At 58.8% G+C, this 25,096-nt stretch carries 22 protein-coding genes; 6 read left to right on the top strand and 16 right to left on the bottom strand.

Features of this window, described 5'->3' with window-relative positions; all coding sequences use genetic code 11:
* Window positions 1-29: 29 nt before the first annotated feature.
* Window positions 30-548, bottom strand: a complete 519-nt coding sequence (locus DDA898_RS06840; RefSeq protein ID WP_013317120.1) for an Hcp family type VI secretion system effector — start codon at window positions 546-548, stop codon at window positions 30-32.
* Between the two features lie 421 nt (window positions 549-969).
* Between DDA898_RS06840 and DDA898_RS06835 the strand changes: the two genes are divergently transcribed.
* The gene (locus DDA898_RS06835) at window positions 970-2,427 is read left to right on the top strand and encodes an AMP nucleosidase (protein WP_038910657.1); all 1,458 of its coding nucleotides are present in this window, start codon (window positions 970-972) and stop codon (window positions 2,425-2,427) included.
* 640 nt (window positions 2,428-3,067) lie between these two features.
* Here the strand turns inward: DDA898_RS06835 and DDA898_RS23970 are convergent.
* From DDA898_RS23970 to DDA898_RS06805, 6 genes are all read right to left on the bottom strand, one after another.
* Window positions 3,068-3,286, bottom strand: a complete 219-nt coding sequence (locus DDA898_RS23970; protein WP_152490672.1) for a hypothetical protein — start codon at window positions 3,284-3,286, stop codon at window positions 3,068-3,070.
* Between the two features lie 630 nt (window positions 3,287-3,916).
* A complete protein-coding gene (locus tag DDA898_RS06825; protein WP_038910653.1) occupies window positions 3,917-5,431 on the bottom strand; it encodes an ABC transporter substrate-binding protein in 1,515 nt (504 codons plus the stop codon).
* Window positions 5,418-6,509, bottom strand: coding sequence for an ABC transporter ATP-binding protein (locus tag DDA898_RS06820; RefSeq protein WP_081639223.1), 1,092 nt, complete (start codon window positions 6,507-6,509; stop codon window positions 5,418-5,420). The genes DDA898_RS06825 and DDA898_RS06820 overlap by 14 nt, the downstream gene beginning before the upstream one ends.
* Window positions 6,506-7,507 carry an ABC transporter ATP-binding protein gene (locus tag DDA898_RS06815; protein WP_038910652.1) on the bottom strand — a complete coding sequence of 334 codons (1,002 nt, stop codon included), beginning with the start codon at window positions 7,505-7,507 and terminating at the stop codon, window positions 6,506-6,508. Before DDA898_RS06815 ends, DDA898_RS06820 begins: the two co-directional genes overlap by 4 nt.
* On the bottom strand, window positions 7,504-8,358 hold the full coding sequence (locus DDA898_RS06810) for an ABC transporter permease (RefSeq protein WP_038910651.1): 855 nt from the start codon (window positions 8,356-8,358) through the stop codon (window positions 7,504-7,506). The genes DDA898_RS06815 and DDA898_RS06810 overlap by 4 nt, the downstream gene beginning before the upstream one ends.
* The gene (locus DDA898_RS06805; protein ID WP_038910649.1) at window positions 8,355-9,293 is read right to left on the bottom strand and encodes an ABC transporter permease; all 939 of its coding nucleotides are present in this window, start codon (window positions 9,291-9,293) and stop codon (window positions 8,355-8,357) included. Before DDA898_RS06805 ends, DDA898_RS06810 begins: the two co-directional genes overlap by 4 nt.
* Before the next feature lie 501 nt (window positions 9,294-9,794).
* Here DDA898_RS06805 and DDA898_RS06800 point away from each other — a divergent pair.
* Window positions 9,795-10,559 carry a LuxR family transcriptional regulator gene (locus tag DDA898_RS06800; RefSeq protein WP_042318225.1) on the top strand — a complete coding sequence of 255 codons (765 nt, stop codon included), beginning with the start codon at window positions 9,795-9,797 and terminating at the stop codon, window positions 10,557-10,559.
* Window positions 10,560-10,578: 19 nt separating this feature from the next.
* On the opposite strand, the gene DDA898_RS06795 is transcribed toward DDA898_RS06800, so the two are convergent.
* Entirely contained in the window at window positions 10,579-10,914 is a 336-nt protein-coding gene (locus DDA898_RS06795) for a PM0253 family protein (protein WP_013317112.1), read from the bottom strand.
* 452 nt (window positions 10,915-11,366) lie between these two features.
* On the opposite strand from DDA898_RS06795, the gene DDA898_RS06790 reads away from it, so the two are divergent.
* Window positions 11,367-12,260 (top strand): proline iminopeptidase-family hydrolase, encoded by an 894-nt coding sequence (locus tag DDA898_RS06790; protein ID WP_033111716.1) that lies wholly within the window; start codon window positions 11,367-11,369, stop codon window positions 12,258-12,260.
* A gap of 376 nt (window positions 12,261-12,636) precedes the next feature.
* Entirely contained in the window at window positions 12,637-13,122 is a 486-nt protein-coding gene (locus DDA898_RS06785; protein WP_013317109.1) for a Dps family protein, read from the top strand.
* Window positions 13,123-13,217: 95 nt separating this feature from the next.
* Here the strand turns inward: DDA898_RS06785 and DDA898_RS06780 are convergent, their stop codons facing one another.
* The 6 genes from DDA898_RS06780 to DDA898_RS06755 form a co-directional block, all read right to left on the bottom strand.
* Window positions 13,218-14,360, bottom strand: a complete 1,143-nt coding sequence (locus DDA898_RS06780) for a lactonase family protein (RefSeq protein WP_038910648.1) — start codon at window positions 14,358-14,360, stop codon at window positions 13,218-13,220.
* A gap of 180 nt (window positions 14,361-14,540) precedes the next feature.
* Window positions 14,541-17,027 (bottom strand): TonB-dependent receptor domain-containing protein, encoded by a 2,487-nt coding sequence (locus DDA898_RS06775; RefSeq protein ID WP_050570217.1) that lies wholly within the window; start codon window positions 17,025-17,027, stop codon window positions 14,541-14,543.
* Window positions 17,028-17,251: 224 nt separating this feature from the next.
* Window positions 17,252-18,046, bottom strand: a complete 795-nt coding sequence (locus DDA898_RS06770; RefSeq protein ID WP_038910647.1) for a heme ABC transporter ATP-binding protein — start codon at window positions 18,044-18,046, stop codon at window positions 17,252-17,254.
* Window positions 18,039-18,998, bottom strand: coding sequence for a FecCD family ABC transporter permease (locus tag DDA898_RS06765; RefSeq protein WP_038912460.1), 960 nt, complete (start codon window positions 18,996-18,998; stop codon window positions 18,039-18,041). Before DDA898_RS06765 ends, DDA898_RS06770 begins: the two co-directional genes overlap by 8 nt.
* A gap of 17 nt (window positions 18,999-19,015) precedes the next feature.
* Window positions 19,016-19,885: a heme/hemin ABC transporter substrate-binding protein gene (locus DDA898_RS06760; RefSeq protein ID WP_038910645.1), complete on the bottom strand. Its 870-nt coding sequence runs from the start codon at window positions 19,883-19,885 to the stop codon at window positions 19,016-19,018.
* A complete protein-coding gene (locus tag DDA898_RS06755) occupies window positions 19,882-20,913 on the bottom strand; it encodes a hemin-degrading factor (protein ID WP_038910644.1) in 1,032 nt (343 codons plus the stop codon). Before DDA898_RS06755 ends, DDA898_RS06760 begins: the two co-directional genes overlap by 4 nt.
* Before the next feature lie 817 nt (window positions 20,914-21,730).
* Here DDA898_RS06755 and DDA898_RS06750 point away from each other — a divergent pair.
* Both DDA898_RS06750 and DDA898_RS06745 read left to right on the top strand, forming a co-directional pair.
* A complete protein-coding gene (locus DDA898_RS06750) occupies window positions 21,731-21,991 on the top strand; it encodes a YdgH/BhsA/McbA family protein (RefSeq protein ID WP_038910643.1) in 261 nt (86 codons plus the stop codon).
* A gap of 476 nt (window positions 21,992-22,467) precedes the next feature.
* The gene (locus DDA898_RS06745; RefSeq protein WP_038910642.1) at window positions 22,468-23,418 is read left to right on the top strand and encodes a VirK/YbjX family protein; all 951 of its coding nucleotides are present in this window, start codon (window positions 22,468-22,470) and stop codon (window positions 23,416-23,418) included.
* Window positions 23,419-23,478: 60 nt separating this feature from the next.
* On the opposite strand, the gene DDA898_RS06740 is transcribed toward DDA898_RS06745, so the two are convergent.
* Window positions 23,479-24,240: an SDR family oxidoreductase gene (locus DDA898_RS06740; RefSeq protein ID WP_050570216.1), complete on the bottom strand. Its 762-nt coding sequence runs from the start codon at window positions 24,238-24,240 to the stop codon at window positions 23,479-23,481.
* 229 nt (window positions 24,241-24,469) lie between these two features.
* Window positions 24,470-24,931, bottom strand: a complete 462-nt coding sequence (locus DDA898_RS06735) for a hypothetical protein (RefSeq protein WP_038910641.1) — start codon at window positions 24,929-24,931, stop codon at window positions 24,470-24,472.
* Window positions 24,932-25,096: the final 165 nt, after the last annotated feature.

Genomic DNA, 25,096 nt, shown 5'->3' with positions numbered 1-25,096 from the left:
CCCGGACCGAAGTCCGGGTTGCGGCGTGATTACGCTTCGATCGGCGCGCGCCAGTCGTCGGAGCCAGAGGTGCCGGCAACGGTGTGCTCCCAGTCCACCTTGCGGTAGGCCAGCGACACTTCGATCAGCTGGGTGTAATCCTGCTTGGACGGGTCCTGGCAGTGCGGCATCTGGTTGTTGATGTCGACGATGGTGGCATCGGTCAGGGTGGTGGTGAAGAAATGTTCCTGCTTGCCTTCGACAGACGTGCGGTACCACTTCAGGGTCACGGTCGGCAGCATTTCGCCGGACGCCAGCGCGTTATACAGCAGCGGCACGGCCTTGTTCAGGGCGACGGTGAATTTGAACGGTTTGTGCACGCGCTGACCGGACGGCTGGCCGGACTGCGGGTCGGTCGGCACGGTGACGATGTGTTTGAATTCCTGCACCAGCATCTCATCTTCGTGGCCCTGCACGTAGATGTTGCCGACAGAGTCGGAAGTAAAGGCGCCGGCGGTGATATTGCCCTGAGTTTTACCTTCGATGCTGATATAGCATGGAGTTGGCATGGTCTTGCTCCTTGTTGTTGAACGGTTAGGTGTGACTTCGCCCGTTCATAAAGCAATGACCATGCCAATCTTTATTTTATTGTTTTTAAAGGGAAAAATAATGACGTCATTTTCCCTAAGTCAAATTTGAGCAAAAAATTGCGCAGACCTCCTGAAAAAACGGCATCCATTGCGCAAACAGGGATTTATGCTGGAAAGTGAGCAAGAAATTGCGCAGATTTTGCATTTGTTCTTTATTGGTTTAAAAAGCGAGCGAAACGACCCCTTAAATTTGAGATATAAATCACAAATTAGTTTTCTATGAAGGTACCGCCCCCTGACTTTTCAAATTCACTTTTATCCCATCGTGCCGTGATGTGTGCTGTGCCACAATGGGCGCACTGTATGGCGTCGGCCATCGCATCGGAAAAAAGGAGTGAAGATGAGTTATGCACCTGGCGCAGGCCTGTCCGCCAGCGAGGCGCTGGACCAGTTGGAAGCGCTGTATGATCGCGCAGTCAAAGCGTTACGCACCGCAATCGGCGATTTTATTACCCACGGCACCCTGCCGGATGCCGCCGAGCGCGCCAACGGGCTATTTGTCTACCCGGAACTGCGCATCAGTTGGGACGGGCAGTCCCAAAAGCACAGCAAAACCCGCGCGTACGGCCGCCTGACCCACGGCGGCAACTACCGCACCACCGTCACCCGGCCGCAGCTGTTCCGGCACTATCTGGCGGAACAGTTGGCGATCCTGGAAAACGATTATTCGGCCACTATCGAAGTCGCGCTGTCGGACAAGGAAATCCCTTATCCCTATGTGATCGACGGTGCCAATTTGAAGCTGGATCGCTCAATGAGCGTTGCTTTGGCGCAGCATTTCCCGACCCCATCGCTGGCGTTGATCGGCGACGAAACTGCCGACGGTCTGTTGCAGACCCTCGACCATTCCCCCCTGTCGCACTTCGATGCGCTACGTACCGATTTTTCGCTGGCGCGCCTGCGCCACTACACCGGCACCCGAGCCGAGCACTTCCAGCCGTTCGTGCTGTTCACCAACTACACCCGGTATGTCGATGAATTCGTGCGCTGGGCTTGCGATCAAATTACCGATCCTGCCAGCCCGTACCAGGCGTTAGCCTGTGCCGGCGGCGCGCTGATTACCGCCGATACGGAGAACCCGCAGCAGGCGGTATCGGATCTGGCGTGGAAAAACCATCAGATGCCGGCCTACCATCTCATCTCGCGCGAAGGGCGCGGCATTACGCTGGTGAACATCGGCGTCGGGCCGTCCAACGCCAAAACCATCTGCGACCATCTGGCGGTACTGCGGCCGCACGCCTGGTTGATGATCGGCCACTGCGGCGGCCTGCGGGAAAGTCAAACCATCGGCGATTACGTACTGGCGCACGCTTACCTGCGCGACGACCACGTGCTGGATTCGGTGTTGCCGCCGGATATCCCGATCCCCAGCATCGCCGAAGTACAGCGCGCCCTGTACGACGCCACCAAGCAGGTGAGCGGCATGCCGGGCGAGGAAGTGAAACAGCGCCTGCGCACCGGCACCGTGGTCACCACCGACGACCGCAACTGGGAATTGCGCTATTCCGCTTCGGCGCTGCGCTTCAACCTCAGCCGGGCGGTGGCGGTAGACATGGAAAGCGCCACCATCGCGGCGCAGGGGTATCGCTTCCGGGTGCCTTACGGCACCCTGTTGTGCGTGTCGGATAAGCCGTTGCACGGTGAGATCAAACTGCCCGGTCAGGCCAACCGCTTCTATGAAGGCGCGATTTCCGAGCATTTGCAGATCGGCATCCGCACGGTGGACCTGCTGCGCGCCGAAGCCGAACACCTGCATTCGCGCAAACTGCGCACCTTCAACGAACCGCCGTTCCGGTAAGTAAAAATCCGCCTTCAGAGAAGGCGGCTTTGATGTAGCCCCCTGAAAGGGGGCACAAAATATTTATTCGCCACTCTTTAGCCTTCTTCTCGAATGCATTACCGAGGAAAAAACCTCACAGCCTCTCTGAATCATCCAAGTGTAAGATGAAACATTTACGCATCGGGTTTCTTCAGGCTATAGCCTCACAGGAACAATCACCACCTCCCGAGGAGGTGGTTTAAAGCTGACAATAAAAAACCCGCCGAGTGGCGGGTCTGTCTAAAGATTTTGTCTCACTGTAACGTTTCCTACCGCAGGAATGGCAAAATATCGCAGCAAGATGATCAGATACTTAATTCACAGGCACTAGCAAAACTATTAACTGAATTAGTTGAACCGGATACTCCACCAGAGAAGGTGGCGCTGGATTTCCCGACCCCATCTTTTGTGTTGATTGGCGACTAAACATTTTGATGGTCTGTTGCAGTTTCTCGAGCATTTCCCCCTGTCGCACTTCGAGTGCGCTTTGTACCGATTTTATCGGTTGCGCGCCTGCGCTAGTACTTCGTCATTTGAGTCGGGCACTTCCAGCCGTTCGTGCTGTTCACCAACTTTATGCGGTATGTCGATTACTTCGTGCGCTGGGCTTGCGATCAAATTACCGATCCTGCCAGGGCGTATCAGGGTTGTTAGCCTGTGTTGTCGGCGCGCTGATTACCGCCGATACGGCGAATCCGCAGCAGGCTTTATCGGTTCTGTGCAGTGGAAAAATCATCAGATGCCGGCTTAGCATCTCATCTCGCGCGAAGGGCGCGGCATTACGCTGGTGATCATCGGCGTTGTGACCGTCCAACGCCAAAACATCATCTTCGACCATCTGGTGGTCCTGCTGCTGCATGCCTGGTTGATGATCGGCGAGTTCGGCGTCCTTGCTGGAAAGTCATACCATTTGCGATTACGTAACTGGCGCACGCTTACCTGCGTTACGATCACGTGCTGGATTGGTTGTTGCCGCCTTATTTTGCTGATCCCTAGCATTTTCTAAGTACATCTTGCCTTGTATCGATGCTACTGATCAGTTTTTTGTCATGCCGGGCGAGGAATTGTGACATTGCCTGCGCATCGGCACTGTTGTTGCCACCTACGATCGCAACTGGGAATTGCGCTATTCCGTCTTCGGCGCTGCGCTTCAACCTCCGCCTTGCGGTGGCGGTAGACTTTGATGTAGCTCCCTGATCGGGGGCGCAGGGGTATTTCTTCGCGGGTGCTTTACGGCACCTTGTTGTGCGTGTCGTATTAGCCGTTGCACGGTGAGATCAAACTGCTCGGTCAGGCTCTCTGCTTCTATGCAGGTGTGATTTGCGAGCATTTGCGGATCGGCTTTCTTCAGGGTGTAGCTGCTGCGCGGCGAAGCCTTACTACCTGCATTCGCGGAGGCTGCGTACCTTCAACGAACCGCTGTTCCGGTAAGTAAAGATCCGCTCCCGGTTAACGGGAGCGGTTAACCTTACCCCTTCACCGTATCTTCGAGGAAGAAACGCCCCAGCGGGTTCTGGTAGAAACCGCTGATGTTCTTGCGCGTTACATTACGGTACGGGCTGTAGTAGAGATCGATCCAGTTGGCGTCGTCTTTGGCCATCTTCTGCAAGTCGATGTACATCTGCTCACGCTTTTTCGGATCCATTTCCACCCGCGCGGCGGCAACCAGCGCCTTGACCTTGTCGTTCTGGTAGCGGGTCATGTAGTTCATATTGCTGTCGTGACCGAGCACAAAGGTGGTTTTCTGATCCGGGTCCAGAATGTCATTGGTCCAGTAATTCACCGACACGTCAAAATCGCCCGCCACCAGCATGCTCCAGCTCTGGCTGGGGTCGACCTTTTGCAGATTAACGGTAACCCCGGCTTTCGCCAGTTGCTGTTGCAGCAGCACGGCGATTTGCTCGTCCACTTCATCCCCGGCGTTGACCACATAATTCAGTTTCAGATCGGATGCGCCCGCCGCCTTCAGCATCTGTTTGGCTTTTTCCGGGTCATACGGGCGTTGCAGGTTGTCGGCGTAGTAATAGAGCGCCCCTTTGGGAATGTAAGAATTGGCGACGGTACCGTAGTTAAACGTCACGGTCTTGACGATGGCGCTTTTATCGATCGCATAATCCAGCGCCTGGCGCACCGCTACCTTGCCGAGCAACCCATGAGAATGGTTAATCAGCAAGCTGTCTTCTCGGGTGGACGGGTCCAGCGCCACCTTGAGGTTGGGGTCTTTCTGCAGCGATGCGAGACGCGAGAACGGCACCGACAGCGCCGCATCCAGCTCGCCGGCCTGCACTTTCAACATTCGGGTATTGTCGTCCGGGATCGTCTGCCACTCCACCCCGTCCAGGCTGACGTGGTCCGCCTGCCAGTAATAGGGGTTTTTCGCCAGCACGATCTTGTCGCCGCGCGCCCAGGACGTAATGACAAACGCCCCGGAGCCGACAGGTTTCTCGGCAAAGGTTTCCTCACCCAGACTGTGGACAATTTTCTCCGGCAGCACCGAGGCGTTCGGCAACGCCAACTGCGACAGAAACGGCGCGGAAGGCGATTTCAGCGTCACCACCAGCGTATGCGCATCCGGCGCCTCCAGCTTGTCGATGATGCTGTAAGAGTCTCGCCATAAGGACTCCTTGCTGTCGCGGATACGGGTCAGGCTAAACACGGCGTCCTGCGCCGTCACCGGCGAGCCGTCGGAAAATCGCGCCTCGCGCAGCGTGAAGGTGTACACCTTGCCGTCCGGCGACACCGTCCAGCTCTGCGCCAGCCCCGGTTCCAGTTTCGTGCCGGTTTTATCCACCCGGATCAGCACGTCGAACACGTTCGAAAACACCCAGTTATCGGCATTCTGCGCCGACTTAATCGGGTCGAAGGTGGTGCTGTCCTCACGCCGTCCGATGGTGAGAATCCCGGCCGCCTGCGCCAGCTCGCTGACCAGGCTGAGCGCCAGCAGCACGCCGGCGGCCGCCACATTGCGTTTATAGATTTTCATGGCACGACTCCCCTGTTGATAAAGTGGGTATGGTTATAGGTGGTGAAACAGTCCCTGGTGCGGCAATAACATCGGACGCGGACACCGACGCGCCTGCCTGCCGCCACTCTCCGGCGCGCAGGCAGGCGACTCGCTGGTGCTCCTGCTGTTGTAATGACGGTGACTGCTGCCGACACGCGGCAACGGCGTGCGCACAGCGCGGATGAAACGCGCAGCCGGACGGCAGCGCCAGCGGGCTGGGCGGTTCGCCCATCAGGCCGTTCGCCGGCAGCGGGCGGTCAGGGTCGATATCGGGAATGGCGCTAATCAGCGCGGCGGTGTAGGGATGCTGCGGCTGGTTGAATACCGCCTCGGTCGGGCCTTCCTCCACGATGCGCCCGAGGTACATGACCGCTACCCGATCACACAGCCGCCGCACCACCGCCAGATCGTGGGCGATGAAGATCATCGCCAGCCCCATCTGCGCGCGCAGCGACATCAGCAGGTTGATAATCTGCCCCTGAATCGACACATCCAGCGCCGACACGCACTCGTCCGCCACCACCAGTTGCGGTTCCAGCGCCAGCGCGCGGGCAATCCCGGCGCGTTGGCACTGCCCGCCGCTCAGGTCATGCGGGTAGCGCCGGCCGTGCTCCGGCCGCAGCCCCACCATCGCCAGCAATTGGTTGACGCGCTCGACGGTGGCCGCGGGCGATAGCCGTTTATGGACTTTTAGCACCTCGGCGATACTCTGGAACAGCGTCTGGCGCGGATTGAGGGAGGAGAACGGGTCCTGAAAAATCATCGCCGTTTCCTGCCGCAGCCGGGCTACGTCGCTATGCAAGCCGTCGCTGACCGGGATGCCGTTGAAACGTACCCGGCCGTGTTTTAACGTCTCCAGTTGCAGCAAGGCGCGGCCCAGCGTGCTTTTACCGCTGCCGGACTCGCCCACCAGCCCGAGGGTTTCGCCGGGCGCAATCTGCAAACTGACACCGTTGACCGCCCGCACTTCGCGTTTCTGCCAGGGAAAGCGACCCGATACCGGGAACGTGACATCAACCTCTTCCGCTTCCAACAGCGGGTATCTTATCCCGTTCATCCGGCGTCTCCTTCGTGCTCAGTCAGCGGGTAATGGCACGCCAGTTGTCGCGCCGCATCGTCAGGCGACCCGGTTAGCGGCGGCGCCTGACGCTGGCAGCTGTCTCCCGCCCGCGCACAGCGCGGCTCAAACCGGCACCCGTCGCCGAACTGCTCCGGCAGCGGCGGCTGGCCGGGCAACGTGCGCAACGGTCCGCTGCCGCCGGCCTGCATCGGCTGGCACGCAATCAGCGCGCGGGTATAAGGATGGCGCGGCGAAGACAACAGCGCCCGTTTATCACCCAGTTCGCACAGGCGGCCGCCGTACATGACCGCCATGCGGTCGCAGGTCTGCGCCACTACCCCCAAGTCGTGGGTGATCATGATGATGGCGATGCCCAGTTGCTCACGCAGCTGCGCCAGCAGCCGCAGGATTTGCATCTGCACCGTAACGTCCAGCGCGGTGGTCGGTTCGTCGGCGATCAGAATCTGCGGCTCGCACGCCAGCGCCACGGCGATCATCGCCCGCTGGCGCATACCGCCGGAAAACTCGTGCGGGTAATTGCCGGCCCGTCGTGCCGGGTCGGGGATGCCGACCTGCTGCAACAGCGCAACCGCTTCATCACGTGCCGCGCGATGGCTACGGCCGAAATGCAGGCGGCGGCTTTCGGCGATCTGCTCGCCAATGGTCATCACCGGATTGAGGTGACTGGCGGGGTTCTGAAAAATCATCCCCAATTGCCGTCCACGTACGTTGGTCATCTGCGCGTCGTTCAATTGCATCACATCCTGGCCGTTGAGCCACACCTCGCCAGCGACGATGCGCAGCCCTGCCCCCGGCAACAACCGCATCAGCGCCCGACAGGTCAGGGTCTTGCCGGAGCCGGATTCCCCCACCAGCCCCAGCATTTCGCCTTTCTGCAAAGAAAAGGAAACCCCATCCACCAGCCGGACACCCTGGCGGTTCTCCAGCGTCAAGTCGTTTACCTTCAGCAGTCCGTTTACATTCAGTCGTGTCATGGTCGCGCTCCCAGTCGTTCGCCCAGCCCATCCGCCAGCAGGCTAAAGCCCATCGCCAGCAGTACGATCGCCAGTCCGGGAAAGGTGGTCATCCACCATGCCGTGGTAATAAAACTCTGCCCTTCCGCCACCATCACGCCCCACTCCGCCAGCGGCGGCTGTACCCCCAGCCCGAGATAACTGATGGCTGCACCGCTGAGCAGCACCAGCACGCAGTCGGACATCGCAAACACCAGCGAACTGGTCAGCGCATTCGGCAACAGGTGGACGAACAGCACCCGCCAGTGGCTGTAGCCCAGGCTACGGGCCGCCAGAATGTAGTCGCGTTGCCTGAGCGTCAGCACCTGCGCGCGCACCAGCCGGGCGTAGGACACCCAACCCACCATCGTCATCGCGATATAGAAACTGAGCAGCCCCGGCCCCAGCACCGCGATGATGGCCAGCATCAACACCAGAAACGGGAACGCCAGCACCACGTCGATCACCCGCATCACCAGGGTGTCGGTCAGGCCGCCGAGGTAACCCGACAGCGCCCCCAACAGCGTGCCGATGCAAAAGGGGAACACCACCCCCAACAGGCTGATTTGCAGGTCGATGCGGCTGGCCCATATCACGCGGGAGAGGATGTCGCGGCCGTAGTTATCCGTGCCGAACAGATGGGCGCCGCCCGGCGGTTGCAGGCTGACCGACGGGTCTTGCGCTATCGGGTCGAACGGCGCGACCCACGGCGCCAGCAGCGCCGTCAGCCCCCAGCACAGCAGAATCGCGATGCCTGCCAACAGCGCAGGCTGGCGAGGGCGCCAGCGCGCCGGGGTGAGACGCGTGAAGACGGCGAACACAGCCCGGCTCATAAGCGAATCCTCGGGTCAAGCGCCACCGTCAGCAGGTCGGCCAGCAGATTGACCGCCACGGTGGCAATGGCAAACAGCATCACGACCCCCTGCACCACCATGTAATCACGGCTGAAAATCGCCCGAACCAACAGTTGCCCCATACCGGGCAATGCAAACACGCTTTCGATCACCACCGTGCCGCCAATCAGCCAGCCGATATTCACCGCCAGCAGGTTGAGCGTCGGCACCAGCGAATTCGGCACCACGTGTCGCCAGAAAATCCGCCGTTCCGGCTGACCGCGCGCGCGAGCCGCCACCACGTAATCGCTTTTTAGCTCCGCCAGCAGGCTGACGCGCAAGTTGCGGGTCAGCACCGCCGATAGCGCCAGCGCTACCGTCAGGCACGGCAGGAACAGGTGGTGCAGCCGCTCGACCCAGTTGCTGCCATACCCCGACACCGGAAACCAGCCCAGCCGCAGGCTGAACAGCAGAATCAGCATGATCCCCAGCCAGAACGCGGGAAACCCCAGCCCGACGGTGGACACCAGCCGAATAATTTGATCCGTCAGCCCGCCGTGATGACGGACTGCCAGCGTCGCCAGTACCACGGCCAGCAGCAGGGCCATCAGCACACTGCCCAGTACCAGCAGCAGCGTCGGCTCCAACCGGGACGCCACCAGCGGCAGGGTGTCGATCTTGTAGACGATAGAGCGCCCCATTTCGCCGCGCAGCAGATTGCGCAGAAAGTAGAAATATTGCAGCCAGACAGGCTCATCCAGGCCGTACTGGGCGCGAATGCGGGCGATGGCGTCCGGCGTGCTGCGAATGCCCAGCAGAAGACGCGCCGGATCGCCGGGAATGGCCCGCACCAGTAGAAAAGTGATCAGACTGATGCCGAACAGCACCGGCAGCATCTGCAATGGACGCAGCAATAAAAAACGGTAACGGTGCATGTTATTTCCTCCACGGCGCTGCACATAAACAGTGCAGTCTGCCCGGCGCCGGCGTTACCGAAACCGGGGCAGCGCGATAACGCCGACGGGAAACAACAGCGCGATAGTCGTGACACTGGCGCATAAAAACCTCAATTAACACCGCCTTAATCCGGCGCTGACATTTACGCTAGCGGTCACTCACCGCGCTGGGTAGTTAGTAAAAATGCTAGTTTTTGCACGCGGCCAACTGGCACCCAAATTGCATTAATTCAGGCAATAAACGTCGTGGTTTGTCGTTATCAGCACCGTGACCGGGAGGACAGCCGTGAGCGAGAAAACAGCCGTGAGCGGGAATACAGCCATGAGCGGGAATGCAGCCATGAGCGGGAATGCAGCCATGAGCGGGAATGCAGCCATGGCAATGCAGCCATGCGCGAAAATACAGCCATGCGCGAAAAAATAGCCGTAGGTGGGAGAATAGCCGTGAGCGGAAAAACCTCTGCAAGCAGGAACGCGGCCATGCGCGGAGAACCCGCCGCCCGGCTTGCCGCCCATGACAGCGACCATCGCGGCGCGGCGGCGTTTGAACCCGCGTTCGAACAGTTGTACGACGAGGTGCGGCGACTGGGATTTGACGCGCTGATTTACGACTACACGCCGGTCCCGCGCTCGCTGGAAGGCGAGTTGATCACCCCTTCGCTGCTGCGCACCCGCAATGTGCCGGATGACATGGTATCGCTATGGTGTCAGAGCGGTTACTACCAGGTCGACCCGGTACAGATCCACGCCCTCGACAGCTGCGCGCCGTTCACCTGGTCCTACTGTCGGCCGGAGAACACCTCGCTGCGCCGGGTGCTGAACGAACAGCACCGCCCGGTATCTCACTATATGCAGAATCATAATATGCGGTGCGGCGTCACGGTGCCGCTGCACCTGCCCAAAGGCGGCTTCGTCACCGTCACCGCCATCCACACCGGGCTTGATACCGACAACGAGATTGAGACGGTGCTGGCGCGTATTGGGCTACTGGCGCACACCTTCCAGGAGCACGTGTTCCCGTTGTTCGACGAAGCCTGGTATCACTGCCGCCATGTGCATCTCAGCCCGCGCGAGCAGGAGTGTCTGGCCTGGTCGGCGGAAGGGCTGACCGCCAAGGAGATCGCCCGGAAACTACATCGCTCGCTGGCGACCGTCAACCTGCATCTCAACAACGCCGCCCGTAAGCTCGGCGCCAGCAATCGCGTGCAGGCGGTGGTGCGGGCGATGCATTACCGCCTGCTGTAGCACAGCCTTCTCAGTACCGTCACATACACCCGGCGCAGCTGGTACAGCGCCAGTCGTGCGGATTGACGGCCTGATAGAAAAAGCGGAAATACCCCTCTTCAATCGGCACCTGGTGCAATTCGAAACAGTCCGCCAGCCAGTCGACGTTTTCCAGAATCCAGTCATCTTCATCCAGCCCTTCCCGATAGAGCTCGTCGTCCGGATCAATCACCGAATAAATACCCAGCGTTCCCAAATGCTGTTCACGGTATTTTTCCGGCAATTCAAACGCGTGGTCCAGATAATGAATAATCCAGTGACCGTGACACAAAAGATTACCGTTGCGGCTCCATGACGCCGTAAAAGGATTTGGCATGATTTTCTAAAATCCCATTAATATCATTACAATAAATATAAAACCGATAACGTCAGGATAAATAAACCAGTATGGATAATACAATCTATCAGAATGGAAAAATATATGGATATAAACCTATACCCAAAATAATTCGAGTTGCAGGAAGGCGGCAAGAGAGTGAATCCCGATGAGCTTACTCAGGTAAGTGATTCGGGTGAACGAGCGCAGCCAACACACCTGCAACTTGAAGTATGAAGGGTATATAACTCTCAATGGGTAAATAATAAAAGACATTGATGGAAAACAATGTCTTTCCGATTAACAGAGAAATACGGATAATTTCCTCCCGATAAATCCTCGTTATTCAGACGCCTTTTTCCGTCATGGCACAACCTCGTATTTTTGCTAGCTATTCACCGCCATGCGCCGGCGGTAGCGTGTGCCTGTCCATCATGAAAAAGGTATGCGTTATGTATAACGTCAGTGAGGGGTATGCCCCTTTTCGCGAGTACCAGACCTGGTATCGGGTCTGCGGCGATCTCGCCTCGCCGCTCACGCCGCTGGTGGTGGCGCACGGCGGCCCTGGTTGCACCCACGACTACGTGGACGCGTTTCGCGACCTCGCCCAAACCGGCCGGGCGGTGATCCATTACGACCAGATCGGCAACGGCCGCTCTACCCATTTGCGCGACAAGCCGGCCGAATTCTGGCAGGTCGCGCTGTTTCTGGATGAGCTCGACAACCTGCTGCGCCATCTTGGCATCGCGCAGCGCTACGCCTTACTGGGGCAATCGTGGGGCGGCATGCTGGCGGCGGAACACGCCGTGCGGCAACCGGCCGGGCTACAGGGGCTGGTGATTGCCAACTCGCCCGCGTCCATGGCGCTGTGGCTATCCGCCGCCGCCCGGCTGCGCGCCGCGCTGCCGCCGGAGGTACAGGCCACGCTGCTGGCTCACGAACAGGCCGGCATGCTGGACAGCGACGCCTACCGCGCCGCCAGTCAGGTGTTCTACCAGCGCCATGTTTGCCGGCTTGATCCCTGGCCGGACGAGGTGAAGCGCACCTTCGCGGCCATGGACGACGATCCGAGCGTCTACCACGCCATGAACGGGCCGACCGAGTTCCACGTCATCGGCTCCATGAAAGACTGGAGTATTATCGATCGCCTGCCTGCCATCGACGTGCCGACCTTGCTGATATCCGGCGAGCACGACGAAGCGGCTCCCGAGGTGGTGCAACCTTTCGTCGATCGTATCCGTAACAGTGAATGGGTGATATTTAAGCACTCCAGCCACATGCCGCATGTGGAAGAACGCGCCACCTGCATGGCGGTGGTCGGTGAGTTTCTGGGCCGTCTGCCCTGATGCCGCCTTGCACCGCCCGATAGCCGCACATCGGCGGTCGGGGGCACGGCTTCAAAAAGTTGATACGTCGCAAACGTTTATTCACAGAATCGTTTTATAAAGGGTGAGCCAGCCCACCCGGTGGAGCTGGGACAGCGGTTTCTGGTCTATGTTTCTGGTTCATGTTTCTGGTTCATGTTTCTGGTTCATGTTTCTGGTTCATGTTTCTGGTTCATGTTTCTGGTCCATGTTTCTGGTTCATGTTTCTGGTCCATGTTTCTGGTTCATGTTTCTGGTCTATGATCAAAAGGCCGTCACATTGCCCGGCACGCGAGTACATGCCGGGACTGATGTTCATGGCGAACCCATACGCGATTGACAGAAAGGAGAGCGTTATATGTCAGGCAGTAAAAAGAAAAAGAGCCCGATTGGCCTGGATGTGCAGCAGTCTGAAAAGATTGCCGCCAAACTGAACACCTTGCTGGCCAACTACCAGATTCTGTACATGAATGTGCGCGGTTATCACTGGAACATTTCCGGTGCGGCCTTTTTCGAACTTCACGCCAAGTTTGAGGAAATCTACAACGAACTGCTGTTGAAAATCGACGAACTGGCGGAACGTATTCTGGCGCTGGGCGGACAACCGCTGCATGCCTACAGCGACTACCTGAAAGTGGCGGACATTAAAGAAGACGTCAACGCCACCGACGGCAAAAAAACGCTGGAAGGGTTGCTGGCCGGCTACGCCGTACTGCTGCAACAGCAGCGTGAAATCCTGCCGCTGGTGGCAGACGCCAGCGATGAAGGCACCGCGTCGTTGATGACCGATTACATCAAAGAACAGGAAAAACAGATCTGGATGTTCAACGCCTACCTGAAATAACCCCGGCCTGACTCCTCATCCTGGCCCCGCCCGTTCAGGGCGGGGTTCATGCATCAACGCATTTTTCCCGCGCATCGGCGCTACTCTTGCCTTGCTTACGGCAGCGTGACGATTTCAATCCAGTTGGCGCCTTTACCCGTCGGGAATCGGCCGGTCAGCGTCAGTTCGCCGCTGGTTTGATTGATGCGATACACCGACAGCTGATCGGATTTTTCACCGCTGGCGATCAGGTAACGGCCGCAGGGATCGACCTGAATACCGCGCGGCTGGGTTTCGGTGGGATAGCGCGTCACATAACGCAGTTGGCCGCTCTTGGGCGTAACCCGCAGCAGGCTAAGGGTACTGCTGGTGCGTTCGGAAACATACAGGAAACGACCGTTCGGCGTCAGCCGCAAATCCGCACTCCAGATTTTGGGGCGATTATCGATGCCCGGCGCTTTAGGGTCGACCGTGCCGGGTTGCATTCCCGCGTCCGCCGGGAGGGCATCGGTGTAATCCCGCAGCGTCAGCCGGCCGGTGGTCTTGTTCAGCGACAGACGCGCCACTTTGCCGGACAGCTCATTACTGACGTACAGCGTCCGGTTATCCGGCGACAGCACCAAATGGCGCGGCCCGTTGCCCGGCGGCAGCACCAGTTCGGCCGGAGAGTTGGGAATCAGTTGGCCGTGTTTGGCATCAAAACGGAACTGCTGTAGCTGGTCGCTACCCAGATTGCTGACCAGCACAAACCGGTTCTGGCGGTCGGCAATAATGCTGTGCGCATTCTTCCCGGTAGGCAGCACCTGCACCGCCTCGGCGCTCACGCGACCGTCAGCCGCAATCGGGCTGACCGCCACCTTGTTGCCGCCGTAGGAGGCGCTGAGCAGCCAGCGCCCGGTACGATCGGTGGAAATATACGCCATGCTGTCCGGCAGCGCCGCCGTTCCGGCCGGGCTCAGCGCGCCGGTCTTCCGGTCGATGGCGTAACCAGCCAGCGTGTATGGCTTGCCGCGCACCGCGGCGTACAGATGCCGCTTGTCCGGGCTGAGCGCCATCGGCATTACCTGCGGACCGGCGGTCACCGAGCCGGTAGCGGTCAACTGACCGTTTTTGGTATTCAGCGTATAGGCGCGAATTTCCCCGTCCCCCGCCGCCGACACGTATACCGCGGTCACGGCCGATGACGCCAGCGGCCACAGGCTGGTTGCCAGCAGCGCCGCCACGCCGCCCCATGCGGCGAGTCTTGTGTGTTTTGCCATATTTGTCCCCTGATGAGCGTGCGGTTATCCGCTTATAAGTCAATTCGTCACGTAAATTAAAACAGCATTTTAACCCTGAAGAAATAGCCAACGTCACAGAAGAAACAGGAAGGATAGGCCGTGCGGAAAAACGGTCTTCCGCCACACCGGCAGAAGACCGTTGGAAAGGCTCAGTGACGATCAGAAATCGACATTGACGCCCAGTTGGAAGGTACGTCCCGGCATCACCGCCAGTTCGCGGTTGTAGCCATCCTGAGCGGTGCTCAGCGTCAGCTGGCGGCTGCTCAGGTAGTCCCAGTATTTACGGTCAGTCAGGTTATACACGCCGCCGCTCAGCCGCACATTCGGCAGCACTCGCCAGTAGGCGGTCAAGTCCACCAGCCCGTACCCCGGCACGCGCATGTACTCGGTCGTCGAGTCGGTCAGCGCCGCGCCGGTATTGTTATACCCTTGACGGTTGGTGGCGGTGGCGCGCTTGCCTTTCTGGAACGTAGACGTGATGGCGGCGCCGTAGCGGTTATTCGCTTCGTCCCAGGCCAGGCCGACCACCGCTTTCACCGGCGCTACGCTGTCGAGGTCAACGTATTTGTCGCCCAGATAGCGGGATTTCGATTTCCCTTCGTTATAACCGACCGCCAGCGTGGTGCTGAACCCGCCGAGCGCGTCAAACCAGGTGCCCCACTGCACGCGGCTGCTGAATTCCGCGCCGTAGATATACGCCTTGTCGCGGTTTTCCATCTGATAAGCGGTGTAGATATTCGACGGTACGTTGGTGAACTTTTCCGGATTGGCCGCCCGGGTGTAGCGGGTGCTGGCGATAAAGTTCTTGTAGTCGTTGTAGAACACCGCGGTGCGGAAGCTAACGCCGTCGGTCACGTCGCCTTTCAGCCCCCACTCATAGTTGTTGCTGGTTTCGGTTTCCAGATTGCTGTTGCCGATCAACGCGTACTGCGCACGGCCGGCATAGTTGGAACCCAGACTCCAGGAGCCGTACAGCTGGCTGGCGTCCGGGAACTGGGCGCCACGGCGATACTGCAGGTAGGTGCTCAGGCGCGGCGTCAGTTCATACTGCAAACTGAGCGACGGCAGCACTTCGGTGTCGCGGGTGGTCTTGCCGTATAGCGACTGCACATCGCCTGCGGTGATCACGCTGCTGCCCGCGCTCAGGCTGGACAGGTTGCGCGACGTGGTGCTCTGATGCGCTACCCGTACCCCAGGGGTGATCGCCAGCGTCTTGCCGGCCAGCTCGACTTCCATCTTATCCTGCACAAAGCCGCCCAGACTGTAGCTGCGGCTGTCTGCTTCCGGCTGCATGACGACGTTGGCCCCCGTCTGCGCCGGCGACTGATGGAACGGACGCTCGGTATCGGACTGTTGGGCGTTGAAGCCCCAGGTGAACTGGTGCATGCCGACGGATTTCAACAGGCTGGTTTCGACGCCGTAGGTTCTGACGTTGTAGTCGGAGTTGACCTGCTGCATGCTGCCGTCGTCCAGCGGCATGTCGGTGTCATCTTTCGCGGTGGAACGCTGGGCGTAGACGCGGGAATCCACCGCATCCACCCAGCCGGTATTGGTGGCGGAGGTCCAGCTGTGGCGCAGGCTGCCGCTCCAGCGTTCGCTGTCGCTGTCCTGCTGCGAGGTGCCGACGATGCTGGAGCCGACGTTATTCCAGCCATCGTAATGGGTGTGCGACGTCTTGTTGTAGTAGTCGAACGTCCCGGTGAAACGGTGCTGATCGTTAGGCTGCCAGATAGCCGAGGTCATCACCGCCGTCGAGTGCCAGTTGAGCGGATAGGCGGACAGACGGTCGCTGTTGGTGCGAGTCTCCTGTCCATCACGGCGGCTGACCACCGCAATGCCGCGCAGGGTCTGATCGCCGCCGGCGACCGTTACGCCGTTATGCCAGCTGCGGCTGGCGGAGTCGTAGTCGCTCTGATACCCGACATAGTGGTCTTTCTGCGCCGATAAATACTGATCGGGCGATTTAGGACGGAACGACACCGCGCCGCCGATGGCGTTATTGGCGCGCTCGATCGGCGTCGCGCCGGCGTCGATACTGACCAGACCGTACATGTATGGGTCAATGTAATCACGGCCGATGCCGAAGGTATTCAACCCCGGACGCCCGGCGTAACTGCGGCCGGTGGCGTTGGGCAGCGGGATGCCGTCTACGTCGATCGCCACCCGGTTGCTCTCCAGACCACGGATGTTGTAGCCGGTATACCCGCCGCGATCGAACCCGCTTTTACCCGCGCCGGAACCGCCGCTGACGCCGGTGGCGCTCACCAGCGGCTGATAGCGCATGATAGAACCGAAGTCGTTGCCGCCGTTCTTTTGCATGTCGCTGTCGGTCATCCTGATGGTGGTGCCCGGTTTGGTGACGCGCGGCGACATCACCGTCATCTGATCGCCGGATGAACCGGCGGCGGCGTTGTCCGCCGGCGCGGCTTTTTTCGTCCCTCTATCCGTCGTGGCCAATAATGTCGTCACGGCCGGTAATGTCGTCGCGGCCGGTAATGTCGTCGTAGTCGGTAATGTCGTCGTAGTCGATGATGTCGCTGTGTTAGCGTCCGCCGCCAGCGTCGGGCAGGCAAGACCGGTCAATATGCCGGTCAACATGATCCGGTTTAACCCGATGCGATGCGTTTCTTTGTTGTGCAAGAACATACTGCAACCTCAATAGTGGATGTCGTTATCTTCTTGCTCAGGGATTGCCAAACAGTATTATTTCAATCGGTTACGCTTGTATACCCATCAAGCTTCGCGTTGCCGGCGCGTCAACCGCTTTCCTGCAATTCGAAATCCATCGGGTACGATCGTTGTTATTATGATTGCCGAACTTTTTACGTCTTTCTTCATCGACGCGCTTCACCGGCGCACCACGCACGTCTTTAACGGCGCAACGCCACCTGCGGCATACCGGTGTCGCCGTGCGGGCTGACCAGCACCTCCGCCTGATACCAGTGCTGAATCGCCGCTTCGGTCAGCACCTGCGTCGGCACCCCTTCCGCCACCTTGCGGCCGCCTTGCATCACCACCACCCGGTCGGCCCATAACGACGCCAGATTGAGATCGTGCAATACGCAGCACACCGCCAGTTTCCCTGCTTCGGTCAGCGACTTCAGCAATCGCAACAGCCGTTGCTGATGGAACAAATCCAGCGCCGAAGTGGGCTCGTCCAGAAACAGCCAGCCTTGCGGGCCGTCGTCCCGCCAGAGCTGGGCCAGCGCCTGCGCCAGCCGGACACGCTGCTGCTCGCCGCCGGACAATTGCGGATACAACCGCTGGCGCAGGTGCTCGCAACCGGTCAACGCCAGCACCGCGGACACCAGTTCCGGCTCCGGCGTATCGCACCAGGGGGTTCGTCCCATCGCCACTACCTGTTCTACGCGGAACGACGCGGTCAGCGTATTATCCTGACGCATCACCGCCCGCAGACGCGACAGCGCGCCCGGCGACCAGCTTGTCAACGCCCGGCCATCAAGCCGGCATTCCCCGCGCTGTGGGGTCAGGTAACCGGTCAACAACCGCAGCAGGGTAGATTTACCCGCGCCGTTAGGCCCGATCAACGCCACCAGTTCGCCCTGAGCCAGCGTCAGCGACACATCGTCAATCAGGGTCCGGCCGGCGGCCACCTGGTAATTCAACTGGTGCGCCTCCAGTGGCGCAAAACGCGGTTCAGCCATGTTGCCGCCTCAGAATCAACCACAAAAACCACGGGCCACCCACCAGGCCGGTGAGTAACCCGACCGGCATCTCCGCCGGCACCACCAGCGTGCGGGCCAGCGTATCCGCCAACAGCAGCAACAGCGCCCCGCCCAGCGTCGTACCCGGCAACAACCAGCGGTGATCCGCGCCCAGCAGCAGCCGCATCAGGTGCGGCGTGATCAGGCCGACAAAAACGATGATCCCGCTGACCGACACCGCCGCCGCCACCAGCACCGCGCACAGAATGACGATCCGACGCCGGGTGCGGTGCACATCCACCCCAAGGTAGTGCGCTTCCTCGTCGCCCAGTTGCAGCAAATTGAGCGGCGAAGCCAGCCGCTGCAACCACCACACGCACGGCACCACCAGCGACGCCACCGTCACCCATTGCGCCTGCGCCATACTGCCCATACCCCACAGCGACAGCTGGCGCAGTTGCTGATCGTTGCTGATCCACGCCAGCAGGCCGGTGACGGCGCTGCCGATGGCGTTGATGGCAATCCCCACCAGCAGCAGGCGCGACAGGGAACGTTCTCCCGACAGGCTGAGGGAGAACAGCAGCAGCATGATCAGCAGGCTGCCGACAAAAGCGGCCAGCAGCGGCAGGTACAGCGCCAGCAGTGTCGGCAGCGCCAGCGGAAACAGTATCGCCAGCGCTACGCCGACGGCCGCCCCGCTGCTGACCCCCAGCAATACCGGGTCCGCCAGCGGATTGCGGAACAGCCCCTGCATCCCGGCGCCGGACAGCGCCAGCGCCATCCCCACCAGCAACGCCAGCACCACCCGCGGCAGCCGAATGTACAGCCACACCTGCCACGCCATACTGTCGAGCGGGAGGCTGATCAACTGCGTCAATGACACCGGCATCGCGCCGCTACCGGCGGCGATCACCGCCAGCAGCGCCAGCGCGCCCGCCATCGACAGCAGCATCAGCCGGGGATGCAGGCTCACTTCGCCGCATCCACCGCCTGACGCAGGCGCAACAGCGCCGCAGGCGTATCCAGACCGAAGCCCAGCAGCGCCATGTCGTCCACCACCAGCAACCGTTTGTGCTTTCCTGCCGGCGTCAACGCCAGCCCCGGCAGTTGCCAGATTGCCGCGTCGCCGCCCAGAGATTTAGCGCCATCGCTAGTGATCACCACCCAGTCCGGCTGGCTTGCCACCACGCCTTCCTGCGACAAAGGTTGATAACGGTTGAATCCCTGCATCGCGTTCTGTAATCCGGCGGCGCGAAACGCCGCGTCCGCCGCGGTACTCTGCCCGGCCGCCATCGCGCCCATGCCGCTATGACTGAGGATGAACAACATGCGGCCCGATGCCGGTTGCGGCGGCACCGCCGCCAGTTGCTGTTTCACCTGTTGCACCAGCGCCTCGCCGCGCGGCGCGACGTCCAGCGCGCCGGCGATCGCCTGAATCTTGGCGCTAATGCCGTCGACCGTTTGCGGCTCCGGCACCGTCACCACGCGCACGCCCCGGCTGGCCACCTGATCCAGCACCGTGGACGGCTGCGCCAGCGCGCTCGCCAGCACCAGCGTCGGCCGCATCGACAAAATGCCTTCTGCATTTAGCTGCCGCATGTAACCGACATTCGGCAACGCGGTCACCGCCTCGGGATGCAAACTGGTGCTGTCGCGCGCCACCACCCGATCGCCCGCCTGCAATGCAAAGACAATCTGTGTGACATCGCCGCCAATGGTCACTATCCGATCATTGGTCACTATCCGATCATTGGCCACTATCCGATCAATAGCCACCACCCGCTCGGCGGCCAGCAGCGACAGCGGCAGCCACAGCAACATCAGACATAGCGCTCTCATGCCGCGGCCTCCGGCGTCACCAGCGACATCACCTGCTCGCGCCAGCACGCCTGCTCCGGTTCCCCCTCCGAGCGCTGACCAAACAGCTGGGCGATCGGCGTGCCGTCGGCGGCGAACAGTTCCAGACTGGTGACCATGCCGTCTTTAGTCGGTTTACGGGTAACCCAGCTTTCAGTAATGGCGTCTTCCACCAGGTGCAGCGTGAAGTCACGGTTGAACACATTCAGCCAGCTCTCCATCGGCGCCACCTTTTCGATCACGCCGGTGAAAATCTGTACGCAACCGCGGTTGCCGACAAAAATCATGATCTCGTTACCCGCCTGCTGGGCGGCACGCAGCAACGTCCCCAGCGCCTGGTTGTCCACCTGACAGGCCAGATCGTCGCTCACCGCGCGAAACGCCTGCGGGCGCGTGATCTGGTGCCGTTTAAGCAGCGGGAAGAATTGATGCACATCGGTCATCGCCCGCCACTCCTGTTCAAGCAGAGCGGCATCCGGCGTCACTGCCGGCGTATCGCTCGGCGCCGGCTGTAGCGCCAGCGGCGGGTTATCCGTCAGCGTGAAGCGCGCGATCAACACCTGCCAGACCGTCAGTTCGGTGTTGTCGGTGGCATAGACCTTGAGTACCGCGTCGCCGTGACGATCAAAAAACTGAACGCTGTGGCGCTCGCCGCGCGCGGTCTGTTCCGTCAGCGCAAACGCGCTGTCCCACTGCTCGGGAAACAGGCGCAGGTCCAGCCCGCGCGGGTTGAGCACCAGGCCGACGTGTTCGCCGATACGCTGGTTACGGTAAACCCCAACCTGCTCATGCACCGCAAATTCATTGCGGGTGATGGACTTGGTTTCGCCGACGAATTCCAGCCCGGCCAGCAGCGCACGCATGTCGCCTGACAGGCGGCGGGCGTCATGCCCGACGCGCAGCGATGTCAGCGCCGCTTCGCTCAGCCCCATCATGCGGGCCACATCCCGAGCGTATTTGCGCGGGTGCTCAACTTTTAGTTGCAGATAGTGTGTGTAGTGGTGATGCATATGCCAAAGCTCCCTCGACAGCGCCGTCCGCTGGCTACGGTATTGATGTGTGAAATACCACAAAAGTTAATAATAATTATTATCATTACGAAAAAGTGAAAACAAGACACATTCGCAACAACAGCATTACTAAACCATTACACTTAACAGGGACAACGCTGTGATACTGACGCGTCTGGCGGAAAAATCAGGCGGGTACGTAAAAAGATCGGCTACGGTTTTCAAATTCAGTTTTCATTATTATGGAACAATGCCGTCAGCGATTACTCTTGCTATTTAACTTGTTAATGAAAATCAATCGATTGAAATTTCAATTCATAACGAAAAAATATTATTTCTCGTCATCATTAACAGCATTGAAATTAAAATGGCATCAATTGACAAAATTACCCTTCACGACCACCTATGATGAGTACACTCAACAGAGAAACAGTCATCATTCTTTTTCCACGGCACGTAATTCTGTTGAGATAAATATAAACACCTTAACTCTACCCCAAATAATTCGAGTTGCGTTGACCCTTTAGAACAAGGCTCATAATGAGCCTTGTAACGCGGCAACCGAGTGACAAATTCGTTGGGAACGAATTAATTTGACCAGCCAACGGCTGGCCTCCGGTGAGAGACAGGATGTCTCTCATTTAATCCCCAGGAGCTTACATAAGTAAGTGACTGGGGTGAGCGGCAAATCGGCGCAAGCCGATTTGAACGCTGCTGGCAGCGGCCCCGAAGGGGCGAGGCCCATCGATGGGCCGAGTAATAAAGCCAACACACCGGCAACTTGAAGTATGACGGGTATAAAGATGGAGTTAGCATAATGAACATGATAATCAAAAGCATCGCGGCGTGTGCTATTACACTGGCGTCTTTCAGCACGCTGGCGGCGCAGGAAATAAATCGTGAGCAAGCGGATAACTATCAAAAAATTGGGATGATTACGTCAAGTAATACCGATTCGCCGATGGACGCGGCCCGCGAATTATCACAAGCCGCAGATGAACTGGGCGGAAAATATTTTGTCATTATCTCTATGGATAACGACGATCTGGTGCGCTCCAGCGCGATTGTTTATAAATAAGCGTTCTCTGGAAAGAAAACCATCAGATTAAGTAACGGCCAGGCCGGTGGGTACATCTGCCGGCCTGTTTACTGACGCCGGAGTCCACCGGTTACCGCCGGCGCAAATTCTCTATATGTATAGGGTAACCGTATGTATAGGGTAACCGTCCTGAGAGACTGAGGCATTTCAGCCATGCGATCTCTTATTATACGCCTCTCCCAGCCATTAAGTTTAAATCAACCCCAAACAGACCTGCGATAATCCGGTATTTATTATTTTCGCTAAATCAATGCTCAACAGCATGGGGGTTATGATTTTTCTTTTTCTAGCCATATTTATAATCCCCGGCAACAGCAAACGCGAGGTCAGAGATAAAAACCGCCTTGCCTTTCTGTGCGGCAGGGTTTCCGAGCAGGCGTTTTACGGGAATAGATCATTACCGGCATCCGCTCCCCTGTGATTATTTTTACAGCACTATCTCACAGGGCATTAAAATGGAAAAAACATCTGCACTGTCGCTTTTTTATCAACTGCTAAAAGGCGATTTTTTCTCTGAAAAGATCTGGCGCAAGGCCGATATAAAAGCCAAGTTTTTATTGCGTTCATTATTGATGCCGTCAATTACCTTACGCTATCTGAATAATATTATTGAGATTCCCGCGATGCAGAAAGCGGTGAAAATTCGGCCGATGCTGCCGACCAAGATTCACCGCCCTTATCTGTCCGCCACGCTGCACGCCGCCGAGCGCGCTGACGCTATTTGTACCCATTACACCTTCGTGGATCAGTTGGCCAACCCGTTTCTGAAACAGGCGTTTCTCAGCCTGGATGACTATTGTCTGGCGCGTTTTTCCGGCAAGAACGGCGAAAGTTTTTCGCTGATTTGCAGCACCTCGCGTTACGACAAAGAGGGCGAGGCCACGCTGCGTATCCGCTTTAACAATGTGGTGCTGGCGTCGCTGACATTCTCGGTGATACGCGACCACAATCAACCCACCATCATGATTGGTGGTTTGCAGGGCAAAGGCCGCGACCAGACCCGTGAGCTAACCAAAGATGCGTCGAAAGCCTGCTTCGGGCTGTTTCCCAAACGCCTGTTGCTGGAATGCCTGCTGACCCTCGCCGGTCTTACCGGAATCAATCGCATTCTGGCGGTGGGCGATGAAAACCATGTTTATCAGAGCCTGCGCTACTGCTACCGTAAAAATAAGGTGCGTTTTTCCAGTTACAGCGAATTCTGGCTGTCAGTCAACGCAGACAGAAACGCGGCGGGGTTGTACCAACTTCCGCTGACGATTACGCGCAAAACGCTGGATGAATTGCCGAGCAAAAAACGGGCCCAGTACCAGCGCCGTTACCAGTTGCTCGACGACATCAACACCCAAATCAGGCACAATCTGGGTCACAGCGCCTCATCCGATACGTTGCATCGTATCGCCAGCTAGCACACGCCGGCACCGGGGAAAACCACCTTCCCCGGCACGTATACCCATTACGCAAACCCATTACGCAAACCCGCCATTGCTGCGAACCACCTGACCATTAATCCAGCCCCCTTCCGGCCCGACCAGAAACGCTACCACGTTGGCGATATCGTCCGGTTCGCCCAGCCTTTCCAGCGGCGTCATGGCCGTAATGGCGGCTACCTGCGCGTCGGTCTTACCGTTAAAAAACAGTTCGGTCGCCACCGGCCCCGGCGCCACGGCGTTCACCGTAACCTCGCGGCCACGCAGTTCATTCGACAGCACTCGCACCAACCCCTCCACCCCGGCCTTGGAAGCGATATAGGGACCATAACCGGGCAGCGACCGGGCGATGACGCTGGTGGACAGCGCGATGATTCGCCCGCCGTTTTCCACCTGCCGGGCCGCTTCGCCCAGCACAATAAACGCACCGCGCAGATTGGTCGCGATCATCGCGTCGAACTGCGCCAGATCGCCATCGGCAATCGGCGTATTCGCCATCACCCCGGCGCTATTGATCACCGCGTCGATACGCCCGAATTGCGCTTTCGTCTGCTGAAACAGCGCCGCTACCTGTTCAGGCGCGTCCACCTGCGCCTGAATCGCTAGCGCGGTCCCACCCTCTTCGCGGATTCGGCTCACCACGTCGCCCGCCTGTTGCTGCTGCCGGGCATAATTCACTACCACTCGCCACCCCTGCCGCGCCAGTTTCAGCGCAATCGCCTTGCCGATGCCCCGCGAGGCACCGGTGATTATCGCCACGCGGGCATCCTGTGCGGCGTCTTGTTGGTTGTGCTGCTGCATACGCTCTCCTGTTTTCCGGGATGAAATTTGTTCTGGGATGAAATTTGTTCCGGGATGAAAACGACCGGGCCTGCCGTGACGTTAACACGGCGCAGCGGCCACAGCCTGTCGTGCAAGATCCTGCCCGGATACCGGTATGAGATAAAGGCGGACAAATGGATATGATTATTCCATTTTTACCAACAGTTTTTCTGGCACCGATGCGTTATGGCGCAGGCTGCCTGATTGCTCAACCGTGCGGCTGATGGCGGTGCATCAATGAAAACGCCGCGTTCACGCCGGCGGGAAGATGATCGCAGGCGATCGTGTCAGGTTGCAGCGCCGCCTGCCTGATAACCTGTTCGGTCGATGCGGCGACGTGACGCTGCCAACCTTGGCAATCAAGTATGGCAAACCCCAGCGCACAGGGCGATCCACATGACAGGCGGTCAATCACCACCAGTTGGCTATGCCGCGCATTGTCCCCGATATACCGCGACAGCGCCGCCGCGCCAAAAATGCGGATCGTTTCCCACGCCGGCAGGCTTACTGCCTCCTCCAGCCGCCCGGATTGCGACAAGGCTCCCGCCGACACCAGTATCAGCGGGGGCTGATGACGAATAAAAGTACAGGCTATTCGATCCAGGCCGGGAATCGTCAGCCATTCAAAAGGATGACCGGTAATCAGTAAGGGGTGTGCTGATGGCGTCACAGACAGTCTCTTTGTGCTCTGCTGGAGGTTTGAGATATCATCATATTGCATTTTATTATCAAAAAATACAATTTATGAAATAGGTGTCCTGTTTCTGTTGTGAACAGATCAACCTAATCCCCCCACAGAGTGTCTTTTAATAAAATAAAGAACAATTGCCCGGCA

Origin of the sequence: Dickeya dadantii NCPPB 898, assembly GCF_000406145.1 — a bacterium.
In the GTDB taxonomy this organism is placed as follows: Bacteria; Pseudomonadota; Gammaproteobacteria; order Enterobacterales; family Enterobacteriaceae; genus Dickeya; species Dickeya dadantii.
This window is presented reverse-complemented; position numbering and strand designations above follow the sequence as displayed.